The organism is Clostridium caldaquaticum (genome assembly GCF_023806125.1).
Lineage (GTDB): Bacteria > Bacillota > Clostridia > Clostridiales > Clostridiaceae > Clostridium_AT > Clostridium_AT caldaquaticum.
In genome coordinates, this window is the sequence record NZ_JAMSKT010000001.1 from 226,181 (window position 1) to 241,298 (window position 15,118).

Consider the following 15,118-nt stretch of genomic DNA (forward strand, 5'->3'; position numbering starts at 1 on the left):
GGATGTGATGATATGTCAATAAAAAATATTACAGATAAAATAGTTAGCGATGCCAAAGAAAAGCAAGCTGATATATTAGCTAAAGCTAAGCAGGAAGCTGAGAAATTAATTAACAGCAAAGTAGAAGAAGCTCTATCTTCTAAAGAGCATATAATAAGAAAAGCTGAAGAAGAAGCTGAAACTAAAAAAAATAGAATCATTCAAAGTGCTGAACTTAAAGTAAGAAATCAGAAACTTACTGCTAAACATGAAGTTATTGAGAAAACTTTTAAATATGCTTTAGATGCTTTGAAAAATCTTAATGAAACTGAGTTTTTAAACTTCCTGAAAAATACAGTTAAAAACTATGGAATCACTGGGAACAGTGTACTTCGTGTAAACACTGCTAGACATGCTCTTATAACACCAGTAACATTAAGTGAACTTAAAAGCTTAGCAGGAGCTGATTTAACTCTTGGAGAAGCACTTGAAAATAACCAGGATGGATTTATAGTTGAACAAAAAGGTATTCAAATAAACTTTACCTTTGAAGCATTAATCAATTCCTTAAAGGAAGATTTAATATTTGATATTACCAAAATTCTATTTGAGTAAGGAGTGTGATTCCATGAAAACAACAGAATTTGCCTCTATAGTCTCTTTAATAAGAGTATGGGAATCAAAACTCCTTACAAAGTCTCAATATGACAGACTAATAGACTCAGAGAACTTGGAGGATGCTTTAAAGCTTCTACAGGAAACACCCTATGGCAGCTTTTTAGAAAATGACAATTTTGAAACAGCTTTAAATGCAGCAGCCGGAAATATGTACAGAGATATTTCTAAAGCAGCTCCTTATGAAATCATAGTTAATTTTATGAAAGTAAAATTTGATTATCATAACATAAAAACACTAATAAAAGGTAAAATCCTTGAAAAAGATTTTTCACATATTTTAATTCCAACTGGAATTATACATATTGATAAGCTTAAAGCTGCTATAAGCAGTGAAGAACTTAAGGATTTACCTGATGTAATTAAAAAAGGCATAGAAGCAGCCTTAAAAGATTATGAAGCTGTTAAAGATCCTCAGAGAATCGATATTATTTTAGATAAATATATGTTCTCTCATATGAGACAAATTGTAAAAGACATTAATAATGAATTTATAAATAAGTTTCTCATTATTTTAATTGATTTAACCAACATAAAAACTCTGCTAAGAGTTAAAAAATTAAATAAAGAAGCTGCTTTTTTCAGAGACTTATTAATTGAAGGTGGAAAAATAGATAAAAGAACTTTCAATGAGCTTTACCAAGAAAGCCTAGAAGATATTTCTCACAAATTAAGTTCCACTGAGTACGGCGGTATGCTTAAGGAAAGCATGGAATATTATTTTAAAACTGATTCCCTTGCTATCCTTGAAAAAAATATCGACAACTATTTAATGAATTATATGAAAAAAGCAAAATTCATCAACTTAGGCCCAGAACCCATTGTTGTTTATATCTTAGCTCGGGAAACTGAAATTAAAAACATAAGAATCATCTTGGTTGGCAAACTTAATAAGGTTTCTGAAAATCTAATTAGAGAAAGGCTGCGTGATAGTTATGTATAAGGTTGCAGTTGTTGGAGATAAAGATTCCGTTCTGCCTTTTAAGGCAATTGGGATTGAAGTTTTCTCCGTAGAAAACAGCGAAGAAGCTAAAAAAACTGTAGACACCTTGGCTTTTAATAACTATGGAGTAATCTTTATTACAGAGCAGGCAGCAATTGAGATAGAAGAAACTATTGAAAGATACAACAAGATGATTACTCCATCAATTATTTTAATACCCGGCAATAAAGGAAGCCTTGGAGTTGGTAAAAAGCGAATTAAAGATAATGTTCAAAAAGCTATCGGTATGAATATATTGTAAGAAAGGCGGAACAAGATAAGCATGGGAAGAATAATCAAAGTAGCTGGCCCTCTAGTTGTGGCTGAGGGAATGAGTAATGCTAATGTATATGACGTATGTCAAGTTGGCGAACATGGTCTTATCGGCGAAATCATAGAAATGAGAGGTGACAAAGCCTCCATTCAGGTTTATGAAGAAACCGTTGGTCTTGGACCTGGAGACCCTGTTACAACTACAGGAGAACCTCTTTCAGTTGAGCTTGCTCCTGGACTTATTGAATCCATGTTTGATGGAATTCAAAGACCTCTTGATGTTTACCTTGAAAAAGCTGACAGCTCTTTCTTAAAAAAAGGGGTAAAAGTTTTTTCATTAAATAGAGAAAAGAAATGGGAATTTACACCTGCTGTTAAAGCAGGAGATAGTGTTGAACCTGGTTCTATTATAGGAACTGTTCAGGAAACCTCTGTTGTACTTCATAAAATTATGGTTCCTTATGGAGTTTTTGGTACAGTTAAGGAAATCAAATCTGGTGAATTTACAATAGTTGATACAATTTGTACAGTAGAAACTTCCTCAGGTATTAAAGAGCTTTCAATGATGCAGAAGTGGCCTGTAAGACGCGGTAGACCTTACGCTAGAAAACTAAGCCCAATGGAACCAATGCTTACTGGTCAAAGAGTTATTGATACATTTTTCCCTGTTGTTAAAGGCGGAGCTGCTTCAGTACCAGGGCCTTTCGGAGCTGGAAAGACTGTTGTTCAGCACCAGATAGCAAAATGGGGAGATACTGAAATAGTTGTTTACGTTGGCTGCGGCGAACGCGGAAATGAAATGACAGACGTTCTTATGGAATTTCCTGAGCTAAAAGACCCAAAAACAGGCGAATCTTTAATGAAGAGAACTGTTCTTATAGCAAATACTTCAAATATGCCTGTTGCTGCCAGAGAAGCTTCTATCTACACAGGTATAACTATTGCAGAATATTTTAGAGATATGGGTTACTCAGTAGCTATCATGGCTGATTCAACATCCAGATGGGCAGAAGCTTTAAGAGAAATGTCCGGAAGACTTGAAGAAATGCCTGGTGAAGAAGGATACCCAGCCTACCTTGGCTCAAGACTTGCTGAGTTCTATGAAAGAGCTGGTAAAGTTGTATGCCTTGGTGATGAAAACAGAATTGGTGAGGTAACAGCTATCGGTGCGGTATCTCCTCCTGGTGGAGACCTTTCGGAGCCAGTTACACAATCTACCTTAAGAATAGTTAAAGTTTTCTGGGGACTTGATGCACAGCTTGCTTATAGAAGACACTTCCCTTCTATAAATTGGCTTAACTCTTATTCTCTATATCAAGATAAAATTGACTCCTATATAAATAAGCATCAGGCTTCCGATTGGTCTGAGCTTAGAACTGAGGCTATGACACTTCTTCAGGAAGAAGCTAGCCTTGATGAAATAGTTAGGCTTGTAGGTATCGACGCCCTATCTGAAAGAGATAGGCTTAAGCTTGAAGCTGCTAAATCAGTCCGTGAAGATTATCTGCAGCAAAATGCTTTCCATGAAATTGATACTTACACATCACTTAATAAACAGTATAAAATGTTAAAGCTTATAGTCTCCTTCTACAGAGAAGGAAAAAGAGCTCTTGATAATGGTATTTATCTAAAGAGCATCCTAGAACTTGAAGTAAGAGACAAAATAGCAAGAAGCAAATATATAGCTGAAGAAGATTTAAATAAAATTGATGATATTCAAAAGGAACTTACAGAAGCTATAGACAAACTAATTGAGGAAGGAGGGCTAAAAAAACATGCTTAAAGAATACAAAACAGTCACAGAAGTAGTAGGCCCTCTTATGGTTGTTGAGGGCGTTGAAGGAGCAAAATATTACGAACTTGTTGAAATTGAACTTCAAACCGGTGAAAAAAGAAGAGGTCAGGTACTTGAAGTTAATGGAGACAAGGCAATGGTGCAAATATTTGAAGGTTCATCTGGAATAAACTTAACTCAAACTAAAGTTAAATTCCTTGGAAGACCTCTTCAAATTGGTGTATCAGAAGATATGCTTGGAAGAACTTTCGATGGTATGGGCAGACCAAAGGATAATGGTCCTAAAATCCTTCCTGAGAAAAAACTGGATATAACTGGAGAAGCAATAAATCCTGTAGCTAGAGACTATCCGTCAGAATTTATTCAGACAGGTATTTCTGCTATAGACCATCTTAATACTCTTGTTAGAGGTCAAAAGCTTCCTGTGTTCTCTGCTTCAGGACTTCCACACGCCGAGCTTGCAGCACAGATTGCAAGACAGGCAAAAGTTTTATCCTCTGACTCTAAGTTTGCCGTTGTATTTGCAGCAATAGGAATTACCTTTGAAGAAGCTAACTTCTTTATAGATGAATTTAATAGAACAGGTGCTATTGATAGATCCGTTCTATTTTTAAACCTTGCAAACGACCCAGCCATAGAGAGAATATCAACGCCAAGAATGGCGCTGACTACAGCAGAGTATCTGGCATATGAAAAAGATATGCACGTACTTGTTATAATGACAGATATGACAAACTACGCCGATGCTTTAAGAGAAATTTCCGCTGCAAGAAAAGAAGTTCCAGGCAGACGTGGATATCCAGGATACTTATATACAGACCTTGCAACTTTATATGAAAGAGCTGGTAGAATTAAAGGTAAGAAAGGTTCTATAACACAAATCCCTATTCTTACAATGCCAGAGGATGATAAAACTCATCCAATTCCTGATCTAACAGGATATATAACTGAAGGACAGATAATTTTATCTAGAGAACTCTTTAAAAGGGGAATTACCCCTCCAATAGATGTTCTTCCTTCACTTTCAAGACTTAAAGATAAAGGTATTGGAAAAGGAAAAACAAGAGAAGACCATGCTGATACAATGAACCAGTTATTTTCAGCTTATGCACAAGGAAAACAGGCAAAAGAACTTGCTGCCATCCTTGGTGAATCCGCACTTTCAGATACAGATAAGAAATTTGCTGAGTTTGCTGAAAGATTTGAAAAAGAGTATGTATCTCAAGGCTTTAACACAAATAGAAACATAGAAGAAACTCTAGCTCTTGGCTGGGAGCTTTTAAGAATACTTCCAAGAACAGAACTTAAGAGAATTAGAGATGAATATCTAGAAAAGTATTTAAACAAAGTAGGTGAGTAGCCTTGGCTCTAATTAATGTAAATCCTACTAGAATGGAGCTTACAAAGCTTAAAAAAAGACTTACAACAGCAGTAAGAGGTCATAAGCTTCTTAAAGATAAGCAGGATGAGCTTGTAAGGCAATTTATAGCTATTGTTAAGCACAACAACGAGCTGCGAAACAAAGTAGAAGAAAACCTTGGCGATACATTAAAAGAATTCATGCTCACAAGGGCTATTCTAGGCTCTGAGGTTGTTGAAGAAGCATTGAGCTTCCCAAAGGAAAGCATATCTGTTGAAATTGGAAGTAAAAATGTAATGAGCGTTAATGTTCCTGTAATGGAGTTTAAGAGAAAGCTCTCAGATGATGAAGGCAGCATATACCCTTATGGATTTGCTAATACCTCTCCAGAGCTTGACCATGTAGTTGGAAGACTATACAAAACTCTTCCTCTGCTCCTTGAACTTGCTGAAGTAGAAAAAGCTGCTCAGCTTATGGCTGACGAAATAGAAAAGACAAGAAGAAGAGTTAACGCCTTAGAATACATGACAATTCCTCAGCTTAAGGAAACTATCAAATATATAAGAATGAAGCTTGAGGAAAATGAGAGAGGAGCCTTAACCAGACTCATGAAAGTTAAGGACATGATAGAAAAAGAAGCTGCACAGCAGCAGTAAGTTGAAAAGACAAGTGCCTATTGCAAGGCGCTTGTCTTTTTTAATGCTTGTATTATGAAATGTAATAATTTAAAATCAATTCAATTTAAAACTAAATTTTCAAGAATTTTCTTTATAGTTATCTTTAAATTAAATATTTTTTGTTTATCAGGTTTTTAACGCTAATTTTTACTCAAAAATCCTAGTTTATTTTGAAAAATTCTTGTTAAAATAATTTATGTAAACAATACATTAGTTTCTTTTAAATGTTTCTTAAAATCTTCAATTTTTAGACTTTGACTTTCTTTGACTTTTATTTTATTATTTAAATATAAAATATAAAAATTGGAGGGATTGAGAATGTTTGAAATGATACCTTTTAGAAGAAACAATAATTTAACTAGAAGAGATGATTTCTTTTCACCATTTTTAAAGAGCTTCTTTGATGATGATTTCTTTTCAGCTATAAACACAATTCAGGGAAACTTTAAAGTTGATTTAAAAGAAACTGATGAAAACTATCTAGTTGAAGCTGATTTACCTGGAGTAAAAAAAGAAGCTATAGATATTGATTTTGATAATAACTATTTAACAATTACTGCAAAACGAGATGATACTATAGAAGATAAAAAAGAAAATTATGTAAGACGTGAAAGACACTACGGTGAATTTAAAAGAAGTTTCTATATAAATAATGTTGATGAAAATAAAATAGATGCTTCCTTTAATGATGGTGTTTTAAAAATTACTCTTCCAAAACTAAACAAAGGTAACGATAAAAAGAGAAAAATTGATATTCACTAAAATTTAAGGTGCAGCAGTTAAAGCTGCACCTTTAAAAAAGCTATTACTACATGAAAAGTCATATAGTAATAGCTTTTTTATATTTATCTTATATTATACACCTTCATACTGTAAGTTGAATTAACATTATCATACTTCCTGCATACTTCCACTAAAGCTTTTAAGGTATCTAAGGCTGTAATAACTTCTATATTCTTTTCAATTGCTGTTCTTCTTATTACAAAACCGTCTCTATGAGAATCATTACCCTTTGTTGGAGTGTTTACAACTAAATCTACTTCATTATTTTTAATTACATCTAATATATTCGGCTCTTCTTCCTTTATCTTGTTTACCTCTCTAACCTCAAAACCTTCATCCTTTAATAATTTAGCAGTTCCTCTTGTAGCTATAAAACTGTAGCCTAAGTCTTTGAAATCTTTTGCTAAACCTATAAATTCTTTTTTATCATGATTGTTTACTGTTACAAGCACATTTCCAGTCTTCTTTTTAAGCATCATTCCTGCTGCCACAAAACCTTTATAAAGTGCTTCATGTACATCCCTTCCAAGTCCAAGCACCTCTCCCGTAGACTTCATCTCAGGTCCTAAGGAAACTTCAACTCTTGGGAGTTTTTGTGTTGAAAATACTGGAACCTTCACTGCTACAAGACTTGGCTCTTTGTATATATCAATTCCGTAGCCTAAGTCTTCAAGCTTTTGTCCAAGCATAACCTTTGTTGCAAGTTCTACAATCGGCACGCCGCTTACTTTGCTTATATATGGTACTGTTCTACTGGCTCTTGGGTTTACCTCTATTACATAAAGCTCTCCATTAAATTCTATAAACTGAATGTTTATCATACCTTTAATACCTATTTTAAATGCCAGCTTCTTAGTGTAATCAAGCACTTTATCCTTTATAGCCTTTGAAACATTCTGTGTTGGATATATAGTTATGCTGTCTCCAGAGTGAACCCCAGCTCGTTCTAAATGTTCCATAACTCCTGGTATTAGCACATTTTCTCCATCACAAATAGCATCTACTTCAAGTTCTCTTCCCATAAGGTATTTATCAATAAGCACAGGGTTTTTCTTATCCTTAGCAAAAGCATTTTCAAGATAATACTTAAGCTCTTTTTCACCATAGGTTATTTCCATACCCTGTCCTCCAAGCACATAGGAAGGTCTTACAAGTACAGGATAGCCCAAGCTTTCAGCTTGCTTTAAGCCTTCCTCAGCATTCCACACAGCCTTTCCCTTTGGCCTTGCTATATCAAGCTTTTCAAGTATTGCATCAAATTTTTCCCTATCTTCTGCTGCATCTATCTGCTCAGAGCTTGTTCCAAGGATATAAATTTCCTTTTCCTTTAAAAACTTAGCAAGCTTTATGGCTGTTTGACCTCCAAACTGAAGGATTACACCATAAGGTTTTTCCTTATCAATTATGCTTAGTACATCTTCCTCTGTAAGAGGCTCAAAATAAAGCTTGTCGGATATATCAAAATCTGTACTTACTGTTTCAGGGTTGTTGTTTATTATTATAGTTTCAATGCCCATTTTTCTTAAAGCCTTAACCGCATGAACTGATGCATAGTCAAACTCTATTCCCTGACCAATTCTTATTGGACCTGAACCAATAACTACAACCTTTCTTCTATCGCTTACCTCAACCTCATCATAAACATCGTAGGTTGAATAGTAGTATGGAGATAATGCTTCAAATTCTCCAGCACAAGTATCTACCATTTTATAAACAGGATTTATATTCCACTTCATTCGGAGACTGTAAACTTCATTAGGGCTGACTCTAAGAAGACTTCCTATTCCCTTATCTGAAAAGCCCATTCTCTTTAAGTCATAAAGATAATCTCTTTCTATTTCATCTATAGTTAAGTTTTTAAGTTCTTCTTCTTTCTCTACTATATTTTTTATCTTTCTTACAAAGAAGATATCTATTCCTGTTATTTGTGATATCATCTCAAGCCTGTAATCTCTTCTTATCATTTCAGCAAGAGCAAATATTCTTTCATCATCTGGTTCTATTACCCTTTGCTTTAATTCCTCAAGGCTTAATTTTTTCATAGCTTTGTGCTCTAAAGTGTATAAGCCAAGCTCTAGTGAACGAATTCCCTTTAAAAAGGCCGCTTCAAAACTGCTGCCTATAGCCATTACTTCTCCTGTAGCCATCATCTTTGTCCCTAACTGTCTTTCCGCTCCATAGAACTTGTCAAAAGGCCACTTTGGTATTTTAACTACTATATAATCAAGGGAAGGCTCAAAGCAGGCAAAGGTTTTTTGTGTAACCGCATTTTTTATCTCATGAAGACCATATCCTAATGCTATTTTAGCTGCCACCTTTGCTATTGGGTATCCCGTAGCCTTTGAAGCAAGAGCTGAAGAACGGCTTACTCTTGGGTTTATCTCTATTACAGCATATTCAAAGCTGTCAGGATTTAGAGCAAACTGTACATTACAACCTCCTTCAATACCTATATGATTTATAATATCTATAGCTGCAGTTCGGAGCATTTGGTATTCTCTATCGGATAAAGTCTGGCTTGGAGCCACAACTATACTGTCCCCCGTATGAATTCCTACAGGATCTACATTTTCCATGTTGCACACAGTTATACAGTTGCCGAAGCTGTCTCTCATAACTTCATACTCAATTTCCTTCCAGCCTTTAACGCTCTTTTCTATGAGTACCTGTCCTATAGCACTTAAACTAAGCCCTTGTGCCAGTATCTCCTCAAGTTCTTCTTCGTTTTCTGCTATACCGCCACCAGTTCCTCCAAGGGTATAAGCCGGTCTTACTATAACAGGATAACCTATCTTTCTGCTGAAGGCCTTACCGCTTTCCATATCAGTAATTATTTCGCTTTCAATGCACGGCTGCCCTATTTTCTCCATTTCTGCTCTAAATAGTTCTCTATCTTCACCTTTTTTAATAGACTCTATAGAAGTTCCAATTACTCTCACATTATATTTTTCAAGTATTCCGCTGTCATAAAGCTCTACTGCAAGATTTAATCCTGTCTGCCCCCCCATTCCTGCAATAATGCTGTCTGGCCTTTCCTTAGCAATTACCTTTTCAACAAATTCCAAAGTAAGAGGCTCTATATAAATCTTATGAGCTGTTTCCTTATCCGTCATAATTGTAGCCGGATTGCTGTTTATAAGAACAACTTCTATTCCTTCTTCTTTTAGTGCTTCGCAGGCTTGAGTTCCTGAATAGTCAAACTCAGCTGCCTGACCTATAACTATAGGACCCGATCCTATAACTAGAACTTTTTTTATATCATTATTTTTCGGCATACTATATTCTCCCTTCTCTCTTACAGTGCTAAAAACTCGTCAAAAATGTAATCTGCATCTTCTGGACCAGGGCAGGCCTCTGGATGGTACTGAACGCTAAATATTGGTAAAGTTTTATGTCTCATACCTTCCACAGTATTATCATTCATATTTACATGAGTTACCTTAACATCCTGAGGAAGCTCTTTTACATAATAGCCATGGTTTTGAGAAGTTATATAAACTCTATTTCTTTCAATATCCATAACAGGATGATTACAGCCTCTGTGCCCAAATTTCAGTTTTGCTGTTTTTCCTCCAAGAGCCAAGGCTAAAAGCTGATGTCCAAGACAAATTCCTGCTATAGGTTTTCTGCCTATAAACTCTCTTATATTTTCTATAACTTTAGGCAAATCTTCCGGGTCTCCAGGACCATTAGACAAGAATATAATATCAGGATTAACCTTTAATATTTCTTCATAAGAGGTGTCTGCCGGGAATATAGTTAATTTGCAGCCCCTTCTTTCAAAAGAGCGTAATATGTTTGATTTTATTCCAAAATCCATTACTGCAATATGCTTACCTTTACCAGGTATTTCATATACCTTATCAGTTGTTACATTCATTACTGCTTCTTTATTACTGAAATCTTCAAGTTTTTTCTTAATATAGCCTTCACTTAATTCTTCAGTAGTTATTATGCCTTTCATAGTACCATTGTTTCTAAGTACTTTTGTAAGAGCTCTTGTATCAATGCCTTCTAAACCCATTATCTTATGATGCTTTAAATAATCTTTTAGTTTAATCTCACATCTAAAATTATTTGGATACTCACAAGCTTCTTTTACTATAAAACCCCTGACCTTTGGGCCATCTGATTCTCCATCCTCCAGGTTAAGACCATAATTACCTATAAGAGGATAAGTCATAGTTACAATCTGTCCATAATAGGAAGGGTCTGTTAATACTTGCTGATATCCTGCCATTCCTGTGTTAAAAACTACTTCTCCTACAGTTTCTTCTAAATATCCAAAAGCTCTTCCGCTAAAAATCATTCCATTTTCCAAGATAAGTTTTGCTTTCATATTTTCCACTCCAATCTAATTAAAATAAATTACAATTACTAAAAATAAAAACGAAAAGGATAACAAAGAGAATATTTACTTCATCTTTGCTATCCTTTAAATATGTGAAAAACGCTGTTTATCTTTACATTGGAATAATTTTCAGCACAAAAAAACATATTCATTTTATTACTCCCCTTTCTGGCCTCACAGGACCAACTTAAAGTGAACTATCATATTTAATTCTAAATAATTTCCGTCTTACTGTCAATATGCTTTAACTCATTAAGTTTAACTATATATAAATAGCTATATCTAAATACTTATTTTCCATAGCTACACCGATACCAGCATATTTAATCATTGAGATATCATTGTGTCCATCGCCAAAAGCAATCATTTCTTCCTTTTTATATCTCAAAAAAAATTTAAACCCATATACTCAATGGAATATTCATTTTTACACTAAAGCTTTAATTAACTCTTGGAATAAAGCTCATAATTTGGGTAAAAATAATATATGGCATATAACTTAATATAGGAGTGAGACTATGAACTCAAAATTAATATCAATAGTAGTGCCTATGTACTTTGAAGAAAAAGTTGTAGAAGAATGCTACAGAAGACTTACAGCTGTAGCTATAGAAAACAGCCTTAACTACGAGCTTATATTTGTAAATGACGGCAGTACTGATAAAACCCTTGAGCTTTTAGAAGAAATATCTAAAAAAGATATGCATGTTAAAGTTATCAGCTTTTCAAGAAACTTTGGACATCAAATTGCTGTTACCGCAGGTATTGACAAAGCTAAAGGTGATGCAGCAGTTATTATTGATGCTGACCTTCAGGATCCTCCAGAACTTATACCTGAAATGATCAGGCTTTGGCAGCAAGGTTACGATGTAGTATACGGAAAAAGAAAAAAGCGTGAAGGAGAAAGATTTTTTAAGCTTGCTACTGCCAAATTATTTTACAGACTCTTTGATAAGCTGTGTAATATAAAAATACCTCTTGATACTGGAGATTTCAGACTTATAGATAGAAAAGTAATAGAAGCTCTAAAGAAAATGCCTGAGCACAACAGGTTTTTAAGAGGTATGTCCAGCTGGATAGGCTTTAAGCAGATTCCTCTTGAATATGAACGAAAAGAGCGTTTTGCAGGAGAAACAAAATACCCTTTTAAAAAGATGCTAAAGTTTGCTTTAGATGGAATTTTTTCTTTCTCCTCAAAACCTTTAAAATTTGTTGAATATTTAGGTTCTGCTATAATCTTTTTTGCTTTAGCTATGCTTGTATACTATTTTATAAGCTTTACCTCAAGCATAGAAGATGCAGTTTCTTTACGTTGGTCATTAATTTTAACTGTTATTACTTTTATTGGCGGAATTCAACTGCTTTCTATCGGAATAATTGGAGAATATGTTTCTAGAATTTACGACGAAAGCAAAGGAAGGCCTCTTTACATAATCGATAAAGAATTAAATATGGATAAAGAACTAGAAAAACCTTTATATTCTTTTAATAGAAAAATACATCTGGATAAAACCATAAGCGGCCGTCTATATTTAATAAGCAGAGAATTAAATAAAGATAAAGAATATGGTGTTAAATAAAAATGATTAAACTACTTAAGTTTTTAATAGTAGGCGGTATTAATACCTTAATTTCTCTATTAGTTTTTTATATACTAAATAAAATCCTGGCAGTCAATTATTTTATAAGTTCAGCTTGTGGATACATCTGCGGCATGTTTAATAGTTATATATTAAATAAAAAGTGGACCTTTGAAGACAGCGATAATAATATATTGTCTCAATTTATCAAGTTTGCTGCTATAAACGGAATATCCTTATTAATAAATTTGTTTGCTATGTACATATTAATTGATAAGTTGTATATAGACAGCTTTATTGCTCAGATTTTTGCTACGGTTTTCTCTACTGCTTCAAATTATATAGGAAGCAGAGTTTTAGTATTTAAAAAACTAAAAATAGAAAGTTAATACTAAAAAGCATGGTTTCCCATGCTTTTTAGTAGTGAACTCTTACTAACCAGAATTTTATCTTTTTATTGCTCCAACCTAGGTCCCAGGGAACCTTGTTTCTATCTGTGTTATGACAAGTTACTAAAGAATATCCTCTTGAATCTGCTCCTGTTACTGTTGAAATATGAGTAATATCACCTTTTTTTTCATAAGCTACAAAATCTCCTGGCAGAAGTTTGTAGGAAGCTTTATATACTTTTTCATAACTTCCATATGCAATTACTGAAGCTCTTCCGCTGCCTACCATATAATGTGTAAATTTATCTGCATTTACCCAAGGCCCTGTAGCTCCTTTTCCATCATAGTTCCAAGCTCCAGTTTTTCTAAATTTTCCTCCCTCAAAAAGAATCTGCGAAGCAAAATTTGCACAATCCCCACCTTGAGGGTTATAATCTCTGTATTTTTTATTATATTTAAAGCCATATTGCTCCTCGCTAGCAGCTCCGCAGTATTTTTCTGCATACTCCACAGCCTTTATTCTTCTTTCATTTAGGTTTGGAAAATCTCTTGCTGGCTGAGATAAAATATACTGCTTTATATCATCAGCCTTTATGTTATCTAGGTTTAAAGAATCCGCAAAAGGATCTGTATACCACTCTTTTGTAATTATCCATAATCCATCTTTATTCTCAAGATTCATATTATGATAGGTTCCAATCCTGGAACTATTTATCTCTTGTTGGTTTTCATAGACATATTTATATTCCGTAGAACACAATAAATTTACTGAATATTTGCCATTCCCCCCTGTAATTCTTCTAACAACTACTTTAGGATTTATCTCTTTAAACTTAACTCCCTGCTTTTCTGCCCAGTTATGAAGATACTTTACTTTTCTTTGTTCATATTCAAAAGCCCAAGTTCCATATTTAGTATTCGTATCATAAATAGATTCAATCATTTCTAAATCCTGACTTAAAATTGCATTATTTCTAGCTTGAAAGATATGTTCTATAGCTTTTGTAACCTCTTCCTTTTCATTATTACCTTCAGCTAAAACATTAATTTCATACATATTTATTAATAATAATGCAATAACTATCGCAGTCAGTTTTATAAAGCTTACTTTAACTTTTCTTTTGATGGAAAAGGTCATATACAGCACTCCTCTACTTTGAGAAATAGATTTACATATTTTTATTATTCCCTAGTTTAAATAAAACTGACCTGTGAATTTCGTCCAATATTATATTGTTTAACCAATTAATTAAAAGCTTTATCGATTTTTTCAATAATTGACTTTACAGAAAGTTCTTCAATAGGTGCACCGCTGTACCATTTATTATTATTGTTATTATCTCCAAAAAACTTAGCTTTTAAAATAATTTCTGGTCTATATTCAAAATGAAGAATATCAAAATGATTCCATTTTCCTCCCCAAACAAAATTATTTTTCTCAAAAATTTCTACTATATCTTTCGGATAAGATAAAAGTCTTTTTCTTCCCTGTTCTGGTGATGTCCATCTCCAATAATCCCTTTTATCTCTGGCAAGGTCTATAGTATTACCAAATGCATGAGGACTTAGCCTTCCTGTTCCTGCAATAGTTCTATAGTTATACGTTCCACTTAAAGGATAAACACAAACACCTATATCTCTTTTTTGTTTAGCAAGAGGTACAAGCTCTTTCATAACATTTTTAAGCGATTCCGCTGCTTTATTATTACCATTAAATCTGCAGTTTATATAAGATACGTTAACAAGATTTTTTTCTACTGCCTGCTTAGAACCTCCGTAAACCTCTCTTAAAAGTTCATAAACTCTTATGCGGCCTGGATCAAAGTCTTTCTCCATTAAATCCGTAACAGGTTTAAGAGGATAAATCTGCTCCATCATATCCTGAAGATCTGGATTATTTAACTTTTGCTCAAAAGTTTTATTTTTTTTATCATCGTAAAGTATTTTTTTTCCTGATTTCATAATTAAATATACATTGCCATTATCTTCACGCTTTACATCTACTGCATATTCAGGATAACCTAACATAAGGCATAACAAATCTCTTTTCATAGTATTAACATAATTAAGTGCTGCTGCTTCCTCTACAGGAGCATTTTTATAAAAAGCTTCAGCATTATATTGATTTGTAATAAATGATAAAACGATAATTGTTATAATAATAATTTTTCGCATAATTATTTCACCTGCTATAGTATATTTTCACTTTATATACTGACCAAAAATAAAATAACTATGTAAAAAAACTCACCCAGAACTCTGGATGAGTTTAAA

At 33.6% G+C, this 15,118-nt stretch carries 13 protein-coding genes and 1 pseudogene; 9 read left to right on the forward strand and 5 right to left on the reverse strand.

The genetic code is table 11. The features are described 5' to 3' along the window. Positions 1-12 precede the first annotated feature (12 nt). From M2651_RS01050 to hsp18, 7 genes are all read left to right on the forward strand, one after another. On the forward strand, positions 13-594 hold the full coding sequence (locus M2651_RS01050) for a V-type ATP synthase subunit E (protein ID WP_252130471.1): 582 nt from the start codon (positions 13-15) through the stop codon (positions 592-594). 13 nt (positions 595-607) lie between these two features. Then, on the forward strand, positions 608-1,597 hold the full coding sequence (locus M2651_RS01055; protein WP_252130472.1) for a V-type ATP synthase subunit C: 990 nt from the start codon (positions 608-610) through the stop codon (positions 1,595-1,597). Then, positions 1,590-1,898, forward strand: coding sequence for a V-type ATP synthase subunit F (locus M2651_RS01060; RefSeq protein ID WP_252130525.1), 309 nt, complete (start codon positions 1,590-1,592; stop codon positions 1,896-1,898). Before M2651_RS01055 ends, M2651_RS01060 begins: the two co-directional genes overlap by 8 nt. A 21-nt stretch (positions 1,899-1,919) precedes the next feature. Beyond that, positions 1,920-3,692, forward strand: coding sequence for a V-type ATP synthase subunit A (locus tag M2651_RS01065; protein ID WP_286207896.1), 1,773 nt, complete (start codon positions 1,920-1,922; stop codon positions 3,690-3,692). Continuing rightward, positions 3,685-5,064, forward strand: coding sequence for a V-type ATP synthase subunit B (locus M2651_RS01070; protein ID WP_252130473.1), 1,380 nt, complete (start codon positions 3,685-3,687; stop codon positions 5,062-5,064). The genes M2651_RS01065 and M2651_RS01070 overlap by 8 nt, the downstream gene beginning before the upstream one ends. A gap of 2 nt (positions 5,065-5,066) precedes the next feature. Continuing rightward, positions 5,067-5,720 carry a V-type ATP synthase subunit D gene (locus M2651_RS01075; RefSeq protein ID WP_252130474.1) on the forward strand — a complete coding sequence of 218 codons (654 nt, stop codon included), beginning with the start codon at positions 5,067-5,069 and terminating at the stop codon, positions 5,718-5,720. 339 nt (positions 5,721-6,059) lie between these two features. Further along, a complete protein-coding gene (hsp18, locus tag M2651_RS01080; protein WP_252130475.1) occupies positions 6,060-6,503 on the forward strand; it encodes a heat shock protein Hsp18 in 444 nt (147 codons plus the stop codon). 83 nt (positions 6,504-6,586) lie between these two features. On the opposite strand, the gene carB is transcribed toward hsp18, so the two are convergent. From carB to M2651_RS01095, 3 genes and pseudogenes are all read right to left on the reverse strand, one after another. Then, the gene (gene carB / locus M2651_RS01085; protein ID WP_252130476.1) at positions 6,587-9,799 is read right to left on the reverse strand and encodes a carbamoyl-phosphate synthase large subunit; all 3,213 of its coding nucleotides are present in this window, start codon (positions 9,797-9,799) and stop codon (positions 6,587-6,589) included. 20 nt (positions 9,800-9,819) lie between these two features. Next, complete coding sequence (carA, locus tag M2651_RS01090) at positions 9,820-10,863, reverse strand: glutamine-hydrolyzing carbamoyl-phosphate synthase small subunit (RefSeq protein WP_252130477.1); 1,044 nt, start codon at positions 10,861-10,863, stop codon at positions 9,820-9,822. Between the two features lie 289 nt (positions 10,864-11,152). Next, positions 11,153-11,257, reverse strand: a pseudogene (locus M2651_RS01095) (HAD hydrolase family protein); the annotation flags it as partial. 136 nt (positions 11,258-11,393) lie between these two features. Between M2651_RS01095 and M2651_RS01100 the strand changes: the two are divergent. Both M2651_RS01100 and M2651_RS01105 read left to right on the forward strand, forming a co-directional pair. Continuing rightward, a complete protein-coding gene (locus M2651_RS01100) occupies positions 11,394-12,455 on the forward strand; it encodes a glycosyltransferase family 2 protein (protein WP_252130478.1) in 1,062 nt (353 codons plus the stop codon). A gap of 2 nt (positions 12,456-12,457) precedes the next feature. Continuing rightward, the gene (locus M2651_RS01105; RefSeq protein ID WP_252130479.1) at positions 12,458-12,844 is read left to right on the forward strand and encodes a GtrA family protein; all 387 of its coding nucleotides are present in this window, start codon (positions 12,458-12,460) and stop codon (positions 12,842-12,844) included. A gap of 28 nt (positions 12,845-12,872) precedes the next feature. Here M2651_RS01105 and M2651_RS01110 read toward each other — a convergent pair whose 3' ends face one another. Together M2651_RS01110 and M2651_RS01115 are read right to left on the reverse strand one after the other, a co-directional pair. After that, positions 12,873-13,982: an amidase domain-containing protein gene (locus M2651_RS01110; protein WP_252130480.1), complete on the reverse strand. Its 1,110-nt coding sequence runs from the start codon at positions 13,980-13,982 to the stop codon at positions 12,873-12,875. A 107-nt stretch (positions 13,983-14,089) separates the two neighbouring features. Further along, positions 14,090-15,019 carry a M15 family metallopeptidase gene (locus tag M2651_RS01115; RefSeq protein ID WP_434062129.1) on the reverse strand — a complete coding sequence of 310 codons (930 nt, stop codon included), beginning with the start codon at positions 15,017-15,019 and terminating at the stop codon, positions 14,090-14,092. Between the last annotated feature and the right edge of the window lie 99 nt (positions 15,020-15,118).

Coding starts and splice junctions, on each gene's coding strand:
- M2651_RS01050 (WP_252130471.1), top strand. CDS start 13: ATGTCAATAAAAAATATTACAGATAAAATAGTTAGCGATGCCAAAGAA.
- M2651_RS01055 (WP_252130472.1), top strand. CDS start 608: ATGAAAACAACAGAATTTGCCTCTATAGTCTCTTTAATAAGAGTATGG.
- M2651_RS01060 (WP_252130525.1), top strand. CDS start 1,590: ATGTATAAGGTTGCAGTTGTTGGAGATAAAGATTCCGTTCTGCCTTTT.
- M2651_RS01065 (WP_286207896.1), top strand. CDS start 1,920: ATGGGAAGAATAATCAAAGTAGCTGGCCCTCTAGTTGTGGCTGAGGGA.
- M2651_RS01070 (WP_252130473.1), top strand. CDS start 3,685: ATGCTTAAAGAATACAAAACAGTCACAGAAGTAGTAGGCCCTCTTATG.
- hsp18 (WP_252130475.1), top strand. CDS start 6,060: ATGTTTGAAATGATACCTTTTAGAAGAAACAATAATTTAACTAGAAGA.
- carB (WP_252130476.1), bottom strand. CDS start 9,799: ATGCCGAAAAATAATGATATAAAAAAAGTTCTAGTTATAGGATCGGGT.
- carA (WP_252130477.1), bottom strand. CDS start 10,863: ATGAAAGCAAAACTTATCTTGGAAAATGGAATGATTTTTAGCGGAAGA.
- M2651_RS01100 (WP_252130478.1), top strand. CDS start 11,394: ATGAACTCAAAATTAATATCAATAGTAGTGCCTATGTACTTTGAAGAA.
- M2651_RS01105 (WP_252130479.1), top strand. CDS start 12,458: ATGATTAAACTACTTAAGTTTTTAATAGTAGGCGGTATTAATACCTTA.
- M2651_RS01110 (WP_252130480.1), bottom strand. CDS start 13,982: ATGACCTTTTCCATCAAAAGAAAAGTTAAAGTAAGCTTTATAAAACTG.
- M2651_RS01115 (WP_434062129.1), bottom strand. CDS start 15,019: ATGCGAAAAATTATTATTATAACAATTATCGTTTTATCATTTATTACA.